Genomic DNA, 18601 nt, shown 5'->3' with positions numbered 1-18601 from the left:
ATTGGGATTTTTTTGAAATGTATAGTAAAATTAACCTATAAAGGGTGGTGATTCTTATGGATGATGACTCACTAATAAAATATCGTAATAGTTTAATGGTGAAAGGAGTATGGATTTTCATCATTTTAGATATTCCTTTAAATATGATTTTTGAGGATATCGAAACGGGGCTTCTAATTGCTTCTTTTACCATACCTCCAATGTTACTTTTAACCTTTTTAATTAAAAAGGGATTTGGCCCTAAGCTTACTATGTATTTTTTATCAATATTAAGTATTACAGTTTTATTTATTTTGAATACGATTGAAGAACATTATATAAATTTATTTTTCCTTTTAATACCGCCAATGTTAAGTGTAGCATATCGAAATTGGCAGAACATCATTTTTACGACTCTATGTAGTGCTGGAGCTTTTACTTATTTTATGATTTTTAATGGACAAGGCTTTTTCGTTCAGTGGAAAGAGACAGATATTTACTATTTTTTATTGTTCTTTTTTAGCTATTCTCTATTAAAAATATATGAATCCCGTTTTACAGAGGGTGTACGTGGACAATTAATCAATGAATTGAATCGGGTTAAGCTATTGCAAAATAAGCTTCATGATAGTGAAATACGCTATCGTTCGATGTTAAAACAATCTACAGAAGGCATTTACGCATTTAACCCTTTTAATAAAACGATAGTAGAGACGAATGAACGGTTTTGTGAAATGCTTGGTTATAAGGAAGAAGAGTTACTTAAGTTAACGCTTGAAGATATTATCATATCCGATATGGCTACGGTTGAGGGAAATATTGAAACTGTACTGAAAAAAAATCAACATTTTGTTGGTGAGAAGGTGTACAGACGGAAAGACGGGAGCTCCATCATTGTTGAAGTAAGAGGTTCGCTCATTCATTTTAATAATGAATCTGCCATTCTAGCAAATATCCGTGATATTACTGATCGGCGAGAAATGGAAGAAAAGCAAAAAAGAAATGCTGCAAGACTTGAAGCGATTATTTCACATATGCCTTATGGAATTGTGGCTGAAGACAAAGAAAATAAAATTACTCTCATAAACGAACAATTCAGTAATGTATTTAAATTATCTGTATTACCTACTGATGTTTTAGGGATGAAACATGTGGATTTATTTAATTTAGGTAAGGATCAATTTTTAGAAGGTGACTTAATAGAAAATCGTATTAAAGAAATATTCGCAAGTCGAGAAAAGGTGATAGGGGAGGAATGGAGATTAAAGAATGGAGATTTAATAAGCCGCGACGCTATTCTAATTTTTACAAATGGAGAATTCGAAGGTTATCTATGGCAATTTAAAGATATAACGGAACAAAGAAAACTAGAGCTAGAACTAAAGGAAGCCTCCATTGTTGATGGATTAACGAATATCCTTAATCGTCGTTTCTTTGATGAAGCGATTAATAATGAGTGGGGACGTTGCTCAAGAGTTTCGAAGTCTCTTACTTTAATCATGCTCGATATCGATTGTTTTAAAGCCTACAATGATACATACGGACATCAAAGTGGTGATGAGTGTCTCATAAAAGTTGCCCAGACAATTAAAGATTGTATTCGTCGACCATCTGATATTGTGTGTCGATATGGTGGGGAAGAGTTTGCCATTATATTACCGGAAACAAATCAACAAGGTGGTCTGATTATTGCAGAGAAAATAAGGCTAGCAATTGAGGGGCTGGAAATCCCACATATTTCCTCAATAGTAAGTAATGTTGTAACCTGCAGTCTTGGAGTTGCTACTGTTATCCCAAGTCGCTTTTTGACACCGATGGATATTATAAGAATGTCTGATAACGCACTCTATACATCAAAAAATGCCGGAAGAAATCAAGTAAATCTATATAAAAGGGAACCTAGTTTAAAACGTTGATATTTCAACCAAACCAATATTGATTAACAAAAAAAGGATGAATCATAGCAAATAGCTTATGAGATATCCTTTTTTTATCATTCTAAGTCGAAAAGACCACTTCATCGAGGAATGTTTGTGCATGAGGCATATTTAGCCTAATGCAGTTTTAATATATTTTTTGTGTTGGTGTTTAGTGAATCTATGTGTATGAACCAAATATCAAGTTGAATTTGCGTTATTTCTTGTGATTTTATCCAAATGCATTGTTAATAAATAATAAATATGTTGACACAACCCAAGAATATCATGTATATTAATATTAAATATATTCAGAATTTTCTAAATTAATAATTTATTCGCGCGAATAATTTGGAAAGCTTCTGAACCATAGGGAATATGAGTAATTTGCAGCTAAAGTAATATGTGCTTTATTTTTTGCAATGGCTTGCTCATTATCGAACATTTGAAATCAAATGAAACAATCCCTGTTCAAGCCTCTATAACTAGTGGGCGTTTAAGAATGAATCATTTTGATTAGAATGACCATTAATATTCTAATCTAAATACCTAAGTTATTAAGGAGGTTTTATTATGAAGAAAAATTCAGGGAAACTAGCACACGAACATGCACTAAAGGCTCTATCCATTTTATTAAATGAATCTTGGTCATTTGAACTACTAGGCTTAGTCCGGTATGAGCTGGGGCAGGCATATTACAACATGAATAAACACTTGAAGAAAGGTAGTTGTACTTGCGGTGATAAGACTGAAGATCTAGAATTCTATCGTGAACTTTTAATTGATGTACATTCAGCAATTTCTAGTTATTCAATGAATCCGATTCCGATTGTTGTAGAAGAGCTTAAATCCTTTTTTGCAAATCGCAAAGATGCGCATCGTTGTATAGCTTTTATTTTAAATAAATACTCCATGACACATGATATTTAGAGGGCCCAGAGGTAAGGAAAGGCACTATAACAATGAAAAGCAGAAATAATAATAATATGCAATAAACAAAGGTCATGTTCCTACATGGCCTTTGTTATTTTATTTGAAGATATTAGGTGTTATCACTATTTTGTTAAATTTTCCTACCCCTGTGAATGCTATAATTTATGAGAGAATACAACCATTGCGAACGGCACCTCAAAGACACAATTAAGGGGATAGTGGGATGGAATTGCTGCAATTAAAAAATATTAACAAATCCTATAAGCTATATGACAAGGAAAGAGTTCAAGTACTTTATGATGTGAACTTGAGCTTTGAAACAGGAGAATTTGTCTCGATTCTCGGTGAATCAGGCTGCGGGAAATCAACCTTGATGAATATCATCGGCGGGATGGATTCAGATTTTGAAGGGGATATCCTAATTCAAGGGCAGAGCTTTAAAGCGATGAAGGAAAAGGAAATTGATGATTATCGGAAAAATAAAATAGGTTTTGTGTTTCAAAGCTTTAATTTGATACCACATTTAACCGTACTGGAAAATGTCACGATTGCTATGCAAATGACTGATACGAGTGAAAAGGAACGCAACCTTCGAGCTAAAGAAATATTGACCGAGCTTGGTTTAGCCGATCAACTAACAAAAAAGCCAAATCAGCTTTCCGGTGGTCAAAAGCAGCGTGTTGCAATTGCCAGGGCGCTTGCGAATGATCCGGAAATTATCTTAGCTGATGAACCGACAGGCGCACTAGATCAAGACACAAGTGAACAAATTCTAGATTTACTCGATAAAATCGCCCAAAAAGGTATTTTAATTATTACTGTGACTCACTCACAAAAGGTAGCAGATAAAAGCAGTAGAATTGTGAAAATTGAGGATGGAAAAATTAAAGAGGATCGCAAACTAAAGGAACGATATCAAACCTTAACTGAAAAAGTACATAATAAAGCAAAATCGTTTAGTTTAAGCGCTTCGTTTAAGCTCGCAATAAGAAATATGCGGTTAAAAGCTAGTAGAAATTTATTGGTCGCATTAGGAAGTTCGATTGGGATTTTAAGCGTCATTTTAATGTTAAGCCTCGGAAGTGGTGTAACAAATTATATCAATGATGAAATAAATGCCAGCTTGAATCCTTTAATGATTGATGTAACGAAGCCCGATAAAAGCGCACCATCTGAACAAGCACATCCGGGAGCAGCTGTTCAACAAACCTTGCTACCTTTTGAACAAGAGGATATTGATAAAATTAAAGCAATTAACCATGTCGAAAGTGTTGATAGCGTTGCCTCATTAATGCGGCAAAGCAGTGTTGTTTATGGCGAAAACAGAACAGAAATTAATCAACTTTCAACTTTGACGAAGGATACAGATGAAAGTATTTTAGTAGTAGGAGAATTCCCAGCTTCAAATGAAATTGTCCTAACTGCCGATCAAGCGAAGGCAATCAGCAGTGAAAAAAGTTATAAAAAGCTGGTAGGTAAAAAATTAATGTTTTATGTGAATGATATTAATGAACAAAATAAGCCGATCATTCTAGAAAGAGAACTTACGGTATCTGGAATTGCGGATATTGAAAATGCGAATGTTGCCAATGCCAATATCGCATATTTACCATATGAGACTCTGGAAAAAATGTATGAAGGTAGTGGAAAGACGCTTAAACCGATGCAATTGAATGTTTATGCCGATGACCAGGATCACCTCGAAGCGTTAAAGACTAATATCGAAAAGGCGGGCTATTCAAGCGCGAATTTAGAAAAACTGTTAAAGCAGGTGACCAACTATTTGGACATGGCTACCTTTGTTTTAGCTGGCATTGCTGGAATCTCTTTAATCGTTTCAGGAATTATGATTTTAGTCGTCCTGTATATTAGTGTGGTAGAGAGAACCAGAGAAATTGGGATTTTACGGGCGATCGGAGCACGAAAGAAGGACATTAAGCGTATCTTCTTTTCTGAATCAGCTCTATTGGGACTGTTAAGCGGATTGATTGGCGTCGTTGCAGCGGTAGCCATAGGTGCGATATTAAACAGTGTCCTCCAGGACAGTTTTGGTGCAGAGTTGATAAATCTTTCGTTAGGGAACATCCTGTTTGGCTTGGCGACCAGTACGATCATCAGTATCGTTGCTGGATTATTACCATCTTCAAAAGCCGCAAAGCTCGACCCAATTGAATCGCTGAGATACGAATAAATGAATGAAGCTGAAATATGCTTCATTTTTTTTGGGTTGAGAATGCGACTATTGCATCCCATAATACAGGTTCACTCATATACTATAGGAAAAGGCCTATATGTTGGCAAAGGAGTGCGCCAAATGGAAGAAAAACAGGTCCGATTCGAAACCGAGGTCATTCATTCTGGATATTCACCAGATAAGCATCAGGATAGTTTAGTTCCACCCCTTTACCAAAGCTCGACGTTTACGTTTTCATCGGCAGAGCAAGGGGAAAGAAGATTTGCTGGCACAGAAGCTGGATATGTTTATTCAAGATTAGGGAATCCAACCGTAACAATATTGGAAAGTCGTATAGCCGCATTGGAAAAAGGAGAAGCTGGATTAGCTTTTTCATCGGGGATGGCAGCCGTTTCCGCCGTTTTATTGGCTTTAACAAAGACGGGTGATCATATCCTCGTTTCAAAGGGTATTTATGGCTGTACTTTCGGCTTGCTTCAGCTTTTAAGAACAAAATACAAAATAAATCATGATTTTTCAGAAATGAAGTCAAAGGAAGAGTTAGAGAAACAAATTCTTCCTAATACTGCTTGCATTTATATCGAAACCCCAATCAATCCAACGATGAAGCTTATAGACTTAGAGTTAGTCGTGCAGGCAGCCAAGCAAAAGGGAATACCCGTTGTCGTCGATAATACGTTTTGTTCGCCTTATTTACAAACACCATTAACACATGGTTGTGATATCGTCATTCACAGTGCCACAAAATACATTTGTGGACATGGTGATGTGATTGCAGGTTTGGTAGTTGGAGGAAAGGAATTTATCGCTGATGTGTCTAAGACGACACAAAAGGATATCGGGGGAACAATCTCTCCGTTTGATGCCTGGCTGTTGCTTAGAGGAGTTAAAACACTGGCAGTTCGGATGGACCGTCATAGTGAAAATGCTGCAAAGCTTTTTGAGTATTTACAGGGGCATCCGAAGATTTCAGCCGTTTACTATCCGGGCGACCATCAGCACCCTGATTATGCCATAATGAGAAGGCAAATGAAGCAAGCGGGTGGTCTTATTTCTTTTTGTATAGAAGGAACAAGGGAAACTGCCCAGGATTTTATGAATCGGTTAAAATTAATCAAGCTTGCTGTTAGTTTGGGCGATGCGGAAACATTAATTCAGCATCCGGCAACAATGACGCATGCAGTGGTCCCGAAACAGGAACGTGAAAAAATGGGTATTAGTGACACGTTGTTAAGATTATCCGTTGGCTTGGAGGCTTGGGAGGACATAAGAGATGACCTCGACCAAGCATTATCGGAATGAGCATGAATGGATTATAGGCTCCTTGCATCTAAATGCTAGGGGCTTTTTTTCTGAGAAGGTCATTAATTAATATGATACAATGCAAAATATTAGGAAAAAGTAAACCCCGAAATTACCATAGGTTAGGTATATTTTGATATAATAAACTGTATTTATAATTTATAAGAGGTGGTTGTGTGACAGAATTGACAAAAGCGGCGGAATTAGCTGGTGCTGTAGCAAAGCATCGTAAGCTTACAGCAAGAAAAAAGATTATGAGAACAATAGGGATTACTCTTGGGGCTATTTTAATGGCTACTGGATTAGAAATATTTTTAGTTCCAAACCATGTTATTGATGGCGGAATAACCGGGATATCCATCATGCTTTCACATTTAACAGGCGTGGCACTAGGAATCTTTCTTTTCCTATTAAACTTACCTTTTGTATATCTTGGATTTAAACAAATGGGAAAAACATTTGCAATCTCCACTATATATGGAATTATCGTGTTATCTGTGTTTACATCACTCTTTCATACAGTTCCAGCCTTTACAGATGATATCCTGTTAGCAACCGTTTTTGGAGGGATTATCCTTGGTGTTGGAGTGGGCTTGGTTATCCGAAATGGTGGAGCTTTGGATGGCACTGAGATTCTTTCCATTTTAATAAACAAAAAGGTTCCATTCTCAGTCGGCGAAATTATTATGTTTATTAATGTTTTCATTCTCGGAACAGCTGGTTTTGTATTTGGTTGGGATCGTGCAATGTATTCATTGCTTGCCTACGTAATTGCTGCAAAAGCAATTGACACAGTCGTAGCTGGATTAGAAGAATCGAAATCAGTTTGGATTATTAGTGATGAAGCGGACAAAATTGGTGAAGTAGTGAATGCGCGTTTGGGTCGAGGTGTTACCTATTTAAAAGGTGAGGGTGCATTTACTGGTGATGATAAGAAGGTAGTCTTTTCGATTATCACCAGGTTAGAAGAATCAAAATTAAAATCAATTGTGGAAGAAATCGATCCTTCAGCCTTTTTAGCGATTGCTGATATTACAGAAGTAAGAGGCGGGCGCTTCAAAAAGCGCGATATTCACTAAAATGAGAGGACCTGTCACTATTTGTGACAGGTCCTCTTTAATAAAAATATCAAATCATCGACTTAAAGGCGTGTCTAATTATGTCACCACGACTGATGATTCCCACCAAGACACCATTTCTAACGACTGGCACTTTCTTAATTTGTCTGTTACCTAATAATGCAGCGATGTCTTCAATATTCTCGTTCCAATCTACCGTGACACTTTTCCTCTTCGCTATTTCCATGACATTTAGACCTAGCAACCTTTGTTCGCGTTCTTGGAAATCCTCTAAATCATCCTTTATAACAAAGGAATAATAAAAATTGTCAACATAGTAATCCTTCCGCTTACCGATATAACGCATTATATCGCCATCACTAATATAAGCAACAATTTCATTATGGTCATTTACCACCGGGAGACCACTAATGCGATATTTGATGAATTTTTCAATTACCGTTCGGACCGTATCATATTCCATTACTTTGTATACCTCGCGAACCATGATATCATGAGCCTTCAAGTTATAATCACCAACTTTAAGTTAATCTATATGATTATTTTATATTAATCCTTTGATTGTGTCATACAACTATTAATTGGGAATAGTAATATTAATTCACTTATGTGAAAAATCATACAAAAAATAACTTTTGCATGCTATGATTGGCATAATAATAATATTGTTCATTGCGAGGTTGGATAGTCATGGAGCAAGATGGTTTGGACTTAATCAGTATGGAATTAGCTGTATTAATCCGAGGAGTTACTTATATATCAACAAAGCAAAAACTTGGAAATCTAGATCGATCTGGTTTTTTATTATTGCATCAAATTTCAACACATGGGTCAGTCGGAGTTAAAACACTAGCAAATGAGTTTCATTTGGATATTTCGACAGTAAGTCGTCAAGCAAGTGCGCTTGAGAAGAAGGGCTACTTAACAAGAAAGCCTGATCCTTATGATGGAAGAGCCTATACTTTACACATTACAGAACTAGGGGCCAAGGAATTCAACCTTTACAAAAATAACCGATTAAACGCAATTAGAGAGGTTTTGGAAGAATGGTCTGAAGAAGAACGTGTTGCCTTTGGTAAATACCTAAGAAAATTTAATCAATCGCTTATTTCAAAAGACTATCCGTAATGGATGGTTTTTTGTTTACAAGGCACTTTTGTTTCTATTTATGAAATTATTTCGAATTATTCACCATTATAATTATATTTATATAAAGAAATAACTTGATAAACATTGCCAAATGAATGGGATTATTTTAAAATTTTAACAGTGGACTTTTTTGGTGGTGATTAGATGGAAATGGCAAAACACTTGCTTTTTAATTTATCTCTATTATTAGTTTTACTATTTTTTATGCAAATGTGGTTTGAGAAAAACTTTTCATATAACAAACAAACAAAGACTGCATATATGTATGGTATCATCGCGATTGTCCTCTGCATGCTTTTTTCCAGTTATCTTAATCCTGGAGTTCGCATGGACTTAAGGCTTGTACCATTAATCATTTCGGGTTTATATTTAGGTTCAGCCTTTTTATTTGCCGGTGTTGCTATTTTCGTCCGGGCGATAATCGATTTCGATTCCGGCTTTTTAGTAACGGTCTTCTTAAACTTATCAGTGGCTTTATTGCTTTTATTAGTAAAGCCATATTTTTTAAAGCTTACAAGCAAAAATAGAATCGTAGTCTCCATCATGTTAAGTATCATTGCGTCAATGATATTTTCAGCTTTTGTTTCTATATTTACCCAACTAGCGTATGGTTTGCAAATATGGATTCCTTATTTTATTATTGCTGCGCTAGGTACGGGCATTATCGCTTACTCAATAGAATCAATGCATTCAAACATGAAAATGCGTGAACAATTACTAAAATCAAAAAGGATTGAAGCGGTCAGTCAAATGGGAGCGGCCATATCTCATGAAATCCGCAATCCACTAACATCAGCAAGAGGTTTTTTGCAATTTTTGAATGAAGGAAAAAATCTCGACCAAACTCAAAGAATGTATATTGAAATAGCAATATCAGAATTGAATCAAGCTGAGGAAGTAATTGGAAATTATCTAACCTTTGCAAAACCCGCCATTGAGAAGGTAGAAGAAGTGAATAGTCATTGGATTTTTCATCAAATATTAAGTGAATTATCACCTATGATAAGTAATCAAGACATTAAAATTGTGAAAAAATTCACATCCAAAAGCACTCTTGTTGCCGATAAAGAAATGCTGCGCCGTTGTTTTCATAATTTAATAAAAAACAATATCGAATCGATGCCAGAAGGTGGTAACTTAACGATTCAAACCTCGGATCACAAAGGATTAGTCATTATTACGATAACTGATACTGGATATGGAATGTCCGAGGAAATCCTTAACAGATTGGGTGAACCATTTTACTCAACTACTGAAGGGCATGGAACAGGGCTCGGGATGATGGTTGCCCACAGCATTATTCGAGCGATGAACGGAACAATTGAAATTATTAGTAAGCCTAAACATGGTACGCAATTTATTGTAAAATTTCCAAATACTGAGAGAACGAGGCGTGTAATTTAGCCTCGTTCTTTTTTGGGGATTCAGAAAAATAACCGAAAAGAGATTATGGTGATCGGAGTTTAAAGTTAGTGGTTTTCTTAGTTATTGTTTATTATTGTTATTTTTTGATAGAATGGAATGTTTTACTAACTGGTGACCATAAACGGCTACACCGGCCGCGACCAGGCCATTGGTAATAGCATCAACGTTAAAACCATAGGCAAATACAGCCAAACCTAGCGACAGAATTGTTAAAATCCAAATAATAGACCAGTTCGGAACCTTTGGCGTTTGTTTTAATGCAAATCCCAATACCCATAAAGCTGGTACTAGCATTAAATAATTTTCATTTAAAGCACTTAGTAGGTCCAATCTATTCACCTCCATTCATAGCTATTAGCATTGTATGGAAAAAATGGTGGAATGGATTGGACAAAAAACTAATCAGTTAAAATAATTACTAGAATGAGGTAGAGCTTGATTTAAGCCACTTTAATGGCTTTTCCAAACGGTACTTTAGGGATGAAATCATTCGGAACCAACCAAAACATTTCAAAGTTTAGTTCTTCCATATCTTCATAAAAATAACCAGTTACATCGGTAATATAAAAAACAGTGTCTATCTGTTCTGTTTTTGCCCACTCTAATACAAGTGTATAGGATGATTTACCATGACTGTAATACTTTATCGTATCAGATTTAATCGGGGTTATGCTGCGGATTTTATAATCAGCCTGAACTAGCAGCGTATCAGGCTTTAATTGTTCAAATAATTTCACAATATTATTTATTAATATGGTGTTTACTTGATTGGAAGAGGTATCAATCGCTAATGCTACCTTCTTTGCTTGACGCTCCTGAATTAATGATAATACCTTTTTATGCCATCTCAATAAGACCAGCTCCCTTTGTAAGAATGAAACAACAGTTGTTATTTTGACAAAATACCCGTCAAAATATAATGGAGTTCTTTTGATATTCTACCATTTAATTCTAAAGATAGAATTAATTTTTACCTCCACTTAAAAAAATAGTTCACTAATTATTCATAAAGAGGCGTAATTTACCATGTCTTTTTTTACCCTTTCTCCCTATATAAGGGGTGAAAGGAGGTGAGGAAAACATGGCACAGGAAATGTTAAAAAGCACTCAGTTGCGTTTGATTTTTGAGACGGGTCTAAATGATAAAGGCGAACCAATCTTCAAAACAAAGTCATTTAATAATGTGAAGAAGGAGGCAGAAGCAGAACAGATTTATCAAGTAGCACAAGCGATTTCGACATTATGCACACATCCACTTGTTACAGTCGAACGTAACAACAGCTTTGATGTGATTGCGTAATGAGCATTACAAATAAATTAACAGGGAGGTGTATAGAATGGCTAAAACATTGGAACTTGTTTTTGGAACCGACTCTGGAAAAAGTGCTAAATTATCATTTGAAAGTCCGATTGAACCGATTGATCCTGCTGCAGTAACGCTAGCAATGGAGCAAATTATTACAGCTAATGTTTTTCATACAGCAAATGGAAACTTAGCTTCAGTTAGTGGAGCGAGAGTAATCGATCGGAATGTTACTGAATATGAACTTTAATCATTAAGTTCCGACAAGGCTGGTTTCATTCACGATACCGGCCTTGTTTTTTTGAAGCAAATCTCACGCCCATCCTATGTTGGTTTGAGCGGAATTCAGCATTAGAAGAAAAGGAGTGTATAACTGTGGATCAAGTCATACCTTTCATTAGCGATGTCGGCTTTCCTATCGTTGTTACTTTGTATTTATTGCATCGAATCGAGGCAAAATTAGATACTGTTGTAATGTCGATTCAAAGCCTCCCAGAGCGCATGAAGGAAGGGTTGTAAACCATTGGGAATATTGACATTATGGGCAAAAAATGTTATATTTAACTAAGCCGTTGCACCGTGTTAGATTTATGCAAAAGCTTGTTCTAATGTCTTTGAAAACGTTTGGATAAGTAATGAAGGTAAAGCTATCAACGTTGTAAATTGGTGAATTTACAAATGGTCACTCCTAAGAGGACCAGCCAATAGGAGGATTTTGTTACATGAAAAACGGTAAAGTTAAATGGTTCAACTCAGAAAAAGGTTTCGGATTTATCGAAGCTGAAGACGGAAATGACGTTTTCGTTCATTACTCTGCAATCCAATCAGAAGGTTTCAAAACATTAGAAGAAGGTCAAGAAGTATCTTTCGAAGTTGTTGAAGGTGCTCGTGGACCACAAGCTGCAAACGTTCAAAAGTTATAATAATCATTACATTCCTAACAGCTCAACCCGAAGAGGTTGAGCTGTTTTTTGCGTTTAAGCTGAAAAGTTTTATAGAATTCAGTCGCTAGCCAAAATCATTACGAAGATATGTTTGGTATAATAGAGAATATTGATGAAGTAAGCTGTATTTAGCTAGAAAGGATGATAGGCATGAAATTTATTCATACAGCAGATTGGCATTTGGGTAAGCTTGTTCATGGAAAGTATATGACAGAAGATCAAAAATTGGTACTTGGTGAATTTGCAGATGTAGTAGCAGAAGAGAAGCCAGATGCCGTTATTATAGCTGGTGATTTATATGACAGATCTGTGCCACCTACCGAAGCGGTCGAACTATTAGATGAAGTACTATATAAGCTAAATGTTGAATTAAATACGCCAATCGTTGCGATTGCCGGTAATCATGATAGTGCAGAACGACTTTCCTTCGGTAGCTCATGGTATCGCAACAGTCATTTTTACTTAACAGGCAAGTTGACGAACGATTTTCGGCCTGTTCACATAAACGGTGTTAATTTTTACTTAATTCCATATGCAGAACCCGGAATTGTCAGGCAGCTATTGGGGGATGACTCAATCCATTCTCATCAAGAGGCGATGCGAGCGATTATTGACCAAATTGAAAAAAATATGAATCCTAATGAGCCAAATGTTTTAGTCGGACATGCGTTTGTATTAGGCGGACAAACTTCAGATTCTGAACGGACGTTATCTGTTGGAGGCTCTGGCTGTGTTGGTGCAGAATTGTTTGCGCCATTTTCCTTTACCGCATTAGGTCATTTACATAGCCCCGATGCGATTCGGCACGAAACTGTAAAGTATTCTGGTTCATTATTAAAGTATTCTTTTTCAGAAGCAAAGCAGAAAAAATCAATATCGATCATTGAAATGGACGATAAAGGGAGATTTGAACAGCGTTATCGCTCGTTATCACCAAAATTTGATATGCGCGAATTAGAGGGACATCTCGAGGAACTACTCGACCCAAGTTTTTATGAAAAACAAAAGTGTGATGATTATTTAAAGGTGACTCTTCTCGATGAAGGAGCATTAATTGACCCCATTAACAAGCTGCGTCAAGTATATGGGAATGTGCTTCACCTTGAGCGGAAACTCTCCCAGACGGATACAAAGAAAAAAGGTTCATTTTCAATTCAAAGAGATGAACGAAGATCAGAATTGGAGCTGTTTGAACAATTTTACCAAGAAATGACGACGGCTGAATTTAGCGATGAAAAGCGTGAAGTGATGGCGACGGTTATTAATAAGGTCCATAAAGAGGAAGGTGTATAGGATGAAGCCAATCCATTTAATGATGCAAGCATTTGGTCCATACGCCGGAAAGGAAGAAATAGATTTCTCGATTTTAGGAAATCGGACGATGTTTGTAATTTCAGGAAAAACCGGTGCCGGAAAAACGACGATTTTTGATGGGATTAGCTATGCCATTTACGGCAAAGCTAGTGGTGAAGATAGGAACGGGCCTGAACTGCGCAGCCATTTCGCACATGAAGATGCTTTAACTGAGGTGTCGCTTGATTTTACATTGCGCGGAAAACGTTATTACATTTGGCGCTCCCCGCAACAGCAAAAGAAAAAAAAGAGCGGTGAAGGATTTACAACGATAAACGCCAAAGCAGAGCTATATGTCTATGATGAACATGGAAATAAACAACTCCTTGCGGCAAATGTCCGTGACGTGGATGAGCGCATAAAGGAAATTATGTTAATAGATAGCAATCAGTTTCGCCAGATTCTCATGATTCCACAAGGAGAATTCCGCAAGCTATTAACTTCTGATAGCAAGGATAAGGAAGTCATATTACAACGGCTTTTTCACACTGAAATGTATAAAAGGATTGAGGAAAAACTTAAAGAAGAAGCAACGGAATTAAAGCGGGCAGTTGAAAAGCAAATCGATGAACGAAATCAAGCAATACGTGGAATACAAGTGCTTGAAAATGAGGAATTAAAGGACTACTTAGCTGCTGATAGTGTGAATGATACATTAATCCTTCCATTGCTTAAAGAAGAAATCAGCTTCCAAACCGAAAAGCTTCAACAATTAAAGCAAGAGTCTGACCGTAAACAGCTTGAACGCGATGGCCTCCAACAAAGCATTTACGAGGCTGAAGTAATTGTGAAGCAAATGAATACAAAACAAGAGCTTCTAGCAAAAAAGAAGGAATTAGAAAATCAAAAAGATAGCTATGATCAAAACGAAAAAATGGTAGAGCTAGGACAAAGGGCTGCACTCTTAGCTAAGCAAGAAGAGATTTGTCATCATTTAAAACGAGAACTAAAACAAGCCGAAGATACTAAGAAGCTTTTACATAATAAGGTAGAACAGCTTACGATTACGGTAGAAGAACTTAAGCAGCAATTCGAAAAAGAGAAGGCACGCGAGCCTGAGCGTCAAGAAGCAGCAGATCACCTCAAGCGCCTCCAGTTAATAAAGGAAGATGTCTTCTCTTTTGCCAACTTAGAAGCAACTGTCCAAAAGTTGAATCAACAGCTTTTAAAAGCGAAGCAAGATCAGCAACAAATGGAGAAAGAGAGCGAAAAAGCTAGCGAAACGCTCGTAATGCTGCAGGCTGAAAAGGCAGAAATTGACCAAGGGCAAATTTCGTTTTTAGAAAATAAACGGAAATTAGAGTTGCTACAAACGGAACTGGAGCAGTTGCAAAAATACGGGGTCCTTTTTACCCGAATTGAAAAATCAAAGGCAGTGTTAGTAAAAGCGAAGCAATTTTTTGAAAATGCTGTTCTACGCTTGCAAGATGGTAAGGCATTAGTAGACAAACTTGAGCAAACCTGGCTACAAAGTCAAGCTGCAATTCTAGCTAGCACATTATCAGAGGGAGATGACTGCCCAGTTTGTGGTTCGAAACATCACCCGTCTCTTGCAAAGCATGACGAGGGTCATATTGTAACACAGCAAGACATTAAAGCCGCAAAAGCTCAGGTTGTAGAATTAGAATCTGAGAAAAGCAAGGTAGAGTCAGATTATTATAAATACCAATCTGCTCAAAGTGCACTTATTCAATCTTTACAGGAGCTAAAAGAAGAAATTGTGCAAAATCGTCCTGATTTTTCAGACGAATCCTTTGACCTTTTACGAAATTCAATTCTGACTGAGCAAACAAAATTAAATGAACAGCAACAGCTATTGGCTACAAAAATAAATCGGCTAGATGCTTTAAACAAGCAAATAGAAGCAACGGAAGCGGCAAAGCTTCAATTTAACGATAAAAGTAAGGCGTTAGGTGAAAGCATTAATAGCTTAACGATCCAATATACAGAAAAGCGAACCACTTTGACTAGGATGGTTGAGCAGATACCAGAAGAGCTTCGCTCGATTCAGGCTTATGAATCAGCAGTAAATGCAGCATTTGAACAAAACGCCAAACTGCAGGCACAGTTTGAAAAAATAAACCAGCAATATCAAGATTCTCGGGAAAGCATTGCTACCGAAACAGCTCGGCTTGACACGGTAAATACGCAAGTTGTCAGCACAGCAATGAAGCTAGAACAGGAAAAAGCAGCTTTTTTAGAAAAATTGACTGAGCAAGGCTTTTCAACCTATGCTAATTACAATGGAGCAAAAAGGTCGGAGCAAGAGCTTAAACAATTGGCTGAAATGATTCGTGCCTATCGCGAAGAGCTGCGCTCTGTTTCAGACCGCTATACTGAGCTCGTGGAGCTGTTAAAGGATGTTAAGACTCCAGATTTAGAAAAACTGAACGAAGCATTTGCAACCGTAAATCAGGAATTGAGCATCCTTCAGAATCAATACATGAACATTTATTCGCAAAAACGGACGAATGAAGATATTCTGACTAGAATCAATGCACTGAACGAACAGCTAAAGGAATTTGAAGAACGATACAAACTAATTGGCCATTTACATGAAATTGCCAAAGGTCAGAATACTTATCGAATAACGTTTGAACGGTTTGTATTAGCGTCTTTCCTTGATGATATTTTAACTCAGGCGAATGTTCGCTTAACAAAGATGACAAGTGGACGATATCAATTGCAACGTAAAACAGACCGTTCTAAAGGTGCTGGGCAGAGTGGTTTAGAATTACTTGTTTTTGACCAATATACAGGTCAAGAGCGCCATGTCAAAACACTTTCAGGTGGTGAAAGCTTTAAAGCCGCGCTTGCACTTGCTTTAGGTTTAGCCGAAGTGGTTCAGGCATATGCCGGAGGGGTCTCCTTAGAAACGATGTTTATTGATGAGGGCTTTGGAACATTGGATCCGGAGTCATTAGATCAAGCAATTGAAGCGTTAATTGACATACAAAGTAGCGGTCGTCTTGTCGGCATCATTTCACATGTTCCAGAGTTGAAGGAAAGAATGGATGCCCGCCTTGAGGTATTTGCAACTCAAACTGGAAGTACAACAGAATTTCAGCTTATGAATTAACTAGATAGAAGAGTAGGTGTCATAAATGGAGCACAAAAGATATTTTACCATCGGCATGGCTGGTCATATTGATCATGGCAAAACGACATTAACGAAAGCATTAACGAATGTTGATACAGATCGTCTTAAAGAGGAAAAAGAAAGACAAATATCAATTGAATTAGGGTTTGCACCACTTTATGAGGATGAAGAAATTCAAATATCTGTTATTGACGTACCAGGGCATGAGCGGTTTATCCGGCAAATGATTGCTGGAGTAGCAGGAATTGATTTAGTTGTGTTAGTGGTCGCTGCAGATGAGGGAGTTATGCCACAAACGAAGGAACATTTAGACATTCTTGGATTTTTGGGAATTAAGAATGGGATTGTGGCGATTACTAAAATTGATCGTGTTGAAGAGGAATTTATCGATCTAGTCAAGGATGATATTTTTGAAGAATTACAGGGAACGGTGTTTGAGCACGCTCCATTTGTTTTAGTAGATAGTTTATCTAAAAAGGGAATCGATTATTTGAAAAAATTGATCATTGATACGCTAAAAGAACAAGAAATGCGCGATGCAAAAGGAGCATTCCGCCTCCCAATTGATCAAGTATTCACGGTTAAAGGGCAAGGGACTGTTGTACGCGGAACGGTTTATGAAGGAACCGTTGAAGAAGGCCACGCACTAAAGATTATGCCAGAGGGGATTGAAGTCCGTGCAAGACAGCTTCAAGTCCACCATCAGCCAGCAAAAATGGCTTTTGCTGGTCAACGTGTAGCTATTAATCTTTCCAATGTTTCTAAAGAGGATTTAGAACGAGGCGATGTTTTAGTTTCTTCCGAACATTTTAATGTAACGCGTACTCTTGATGTCGCAATTCGAGTTGTCGAGGATCTCGATTACATGGTGAAGCAACGGATGCCAATTAAATGTCATATTGGCACAGCCGAAGTAATGGGACGTATTGTTTTCTTTGATCGGAATGAATTAAAGGAAGAGAATGGAGAAATCCTTTGTCAGCTTCGCTTGGATGAAGAAATTGTCACTAAGCGTGGCGACCGCTTCATTATCCGGCGCCCAAGTCCCCAGGAAACGATTGGTGGCGGTTGGGTAATTGACCCAAGAGGTGAAAAGCATCGCTTTGGTGTTCAAACGATTGAAGAGCTGGAGAAGAAAAAGGTCGGGACCCCGCATGAGCGAATCGTTGCAGCGTTGACTGAGGGCAAAAGCCTAGGATTATCAGAGTTAATTAAAAGAACGGCATTGGATGAGGAAACATTATTAAGTGAACTAAATAGTGAAGACTTCCTATTATACAATGGGAAGGAATACACTTTGAAATCGCTCGTAATGATGATTGAGGATGAATTGTTTGATCGTTTAGGTGATTATCATCGTAGCTATCCAATGAAGCAGGGGATCAATAAAGCGGAAATATTGCAATCTATGCAAAAGCAATATCCAAGAGCTTTGCTTGATTTTGTCATTGAGCAAGGTGTTAGTAACGGAACTTTTGGACGAAAAGATCAGTTTGTTTCGCAAAAGGAATTTGTTCCTCATGTCCCAACGAACTGGGCAAAACGTACAGAGAACATGCTTCAGGTGATGAAAAAAGATGGCATGAAGGTCCGTTATCTGCTTGATTATTTTAAAGAAGCTGGTATTCCAGAATCGTTAACAGGGGATTTAAAGAGATTCCTTGAAGATCAAGGGCAAATCGCACCTCTAGATGATCAATATTATTGGGATGGGGAGATATTTGCCAATGCGGTAGAATTACTGCGCAGTAAGACAGGTCCGGAGTTTGAGGTAGGGGATGCAAAGGACGTTTTAGACCTTTCAAGAAAATATATGATTCCATTTTTAGAGCGCCTTGATGCGAAAGGCTATACGAAGCGAATAGATAACAAGCGAGTGTGGCAAAAACAGTAACTAATAAATTAGGGCTGCCCGATAAATCAA

17 protein-coding genes are annotated in these 18601 nt (G+C 37.2%); 14 read left to right on the top strand and 3 right to left on the bottom strand.

Translation table 11 applies throughout. The features are described from left to right. The first annotated feature begins 56 nt into the window (after positions 1-56). The 5 genes from FXW34_RS12095 (at position 57) to FXW34_RS12075 (ending at position 7403) form a co-directional block, all read left to right on the top strand. Complete coding sequence (locus tag FXW34_RS12095; protein WP_147534261.1) at positions 57-1895, top strand: diguanylate cyclase domain-containing protein; 1839 nt, start codon at positions 57-59, stop codon at positions 1893-1895. Positions 1896-2468: 573 nt separating this feature from the next. Then, a complete protein-coding gene (locus FXW34_RS12090) occupies positions 2469-2825 on the top strand; it encodes a hypothetical protein (protein ID WP_147534260.1) in 357 nt (118 codons plus the stop codon). Between the two features lie 226 nt (positions 2826-3051). Continuing rightward, a complete protein-coding gene (locus FXW34_RS12085; protein WP_147534259.1) occupies positions 3052-5019 on the top strand; it encodes an ABC transporter ATP-binding protein/permease in 1968 nt (655 codons plus the stop codon). A 123-nt stretch (positions 5020-5142) separates the two neighbouring features. Further along, entirely contained in the window at positions 5143-6324 is a 1182-nt protein-coding gene (gene megL, locus FXW34_RS12080; protein WP_147534258.1) for a methionine gamma-lyase, read from the top strand. Positions 6325-6578: 254 nt separating this feature from the next. Then, positions 6579-7403, top strand: a complete 825-nt coding sequence (locus FXW34_RS12075) for a YitT family protein (RefSeq protein WP_147534404.1) — start codon at positions 6579-6581, stop codon at positions 7401-7403. A 49-nt stretch (positions 7404-7452) separates the two neighbouring features. Here FXW34_RS12075 and FXW34_RS12070 read toward each other — a convergent pair whose 3' ends face one another. Then, positions 7453-7908, bottom strand: coding sequence for a CBS domain-containing protein (locus FXW34_RS12070; protein ID WP_147534257.1), 456 nt, complete (start codon positions 7906-7908; stop codon positions 7453-7455). Between the two features lie 185 nt (positions 7909-8093). Here FXW34_RS12070 and FXW34_RS12065 point away from each other — a divergent pair, with 185 nt between their 5' ends. Together FXW34_RS12065 and FXW34_RS12060 are read left to right on the top strand one after the other, a co-directional pair. Then, positions 8094-8531, top strand: a complete 438-nt coding sequence (locus FXW34_RS12065; protein WP_147534256.1) for a MarR family winged helix-turn-helix transcriptional regulator — start codon at positions 8094-8096, stop codon at positions 8529-8531. A 165-nt stretch (positions 8532-8696) separates the two neighbouring features. Continuing rightward, positions 8697-9956: an ATP-binding protein gene (locus FXW34_RS12060; RefSeq protein WP_147534255.1), complete on the top strand. Its 1260-nt coding sequence runs from the start codon at positions 8697-8699 to the stop codon at positions 9954-9956. Positions 9957-10037: 81 nt separating this feature from the next. Here the strand turns inward: FXW34_RS12060 and FXW34_RS12055 are convergent, their stop codons facing one another. Beyond that, entirely contained in the window at positions 10038-10316 is a 279-nt protein-coding gene (locus FXW34_RS12055; protein ID WP_342780721.1) for a phage holin family protein, read from the bottom strand. 101 nt (positions 10317-10417) lie between these two features. Next, complete coding sequence (locus tag FXW34_RS12050) at positions 10418-10828, bottom strand: vWA domain-containing protein (RefSeq protein WP_147534253.1); 411 nt, start codon at positions 10826-10828, stop codon at positions 10418-10420. 230 nt (positions 10829-11058) lie between these two features. Here FXW34_RS12050 and FXW34_RS12045 point away from each other — a divergent pair, with 230 nt between their 5' ends. The 7 genes from FXW34_RS12045 to selB all read left to right on the top strand — a co-directional run bounded on the left by FXW34_RS12045 (position 11059) and on the right by selB (position 18571). Next, entirely contained in the window at positions 11059-11277 is a 219-nt protein-coding gene (locus FXW34_RS12045; protein ID WP_147534252.1) for a DUF1659 domain-containing protein, read from the top strand. A gap of 37 nt (positions 11278-11314) precedes the next feature. Next, on the top strand, positions 11315-11530 hold the full coding sequence (locus FXW34_RS12040; RefSeq protein ID WP_147534251.1) for a DUF2922 domain-containing protein: 216 nt from the start codon (positions 11315-11317) through the stop codon (positions 11528-11530). A 125-nt stretch (positions 11531-11655) separates the two neighbouring features. After that, positions 11656-11799 carry a YvrJ family protein gene (locus tag FXW34_RS12035; RefSeq protein WP_147534250.1) on the top strand — a complete coding sequence of 48 codons (144 nt, stop codon included), beginning with the start codon at positions 11656-11658 and terminating at the stop codon, positions 11797-11799. Between the two features lie 203 nt (positions 11800-12002). Continuing rightward, complete coding sequence (locus FXW34_RS12030; RefSeq protein WP_147534249.1) at positions 12003-12203, top strand: cold-shock protein; 201 nt, start codon at positions 12003-12005, stop codon at positions 12201-12203. 171 nt (positions 12204-12374) lie between these two features. Further along, complete coding sequence (locus FXW34_RS12025; RefSeq protein ID WP_147534248.1) at positions 12375-13517, top strand: exonuclease SbcCD subunit D; 1143 nt, start codon at positions 12375-12377, stop codon at positions 13515-13517. A 1-nt stretch (position 13518) separates the two neighbouring features. Continuing rightward, a complete protein-coding gene (locus FXW34_RS12020) occupies positions 13519-16656 on the top strand; it encodes an AAA family ATPase (protein WP_147534247.1) in 3138 nt (1045 codons plus the stop codon). A gap of 25 nt (positions 16657-16681) precedes the next feature. After that, positions 16682-18571, top strand: a complete 1890-nt coding sequence (gene selB / locus FXW34_RS12015; RefSeq protein WP_147534246.1) for a selenocysteine-specific translation elongation factor — start codon at positions 16682-16684, stop codon at positions 18569-18571. Positions 18572-18601: the final 30 nt, after the last annotated feature.

This window comes from Bacillus marasmi (assembly GCF_902168435.1).
GTDB lineage: Bacteria > Bacillota > Bacilli > Bacillales > Cytobacillaceae > Bacillus_BU > Bacillus_BU marasmi.
The sequence above is the reverse complement of the archived record's forward strand: the minus strand, read 5'-3'. Positions and strand labels throughout refer to the sequence as shown.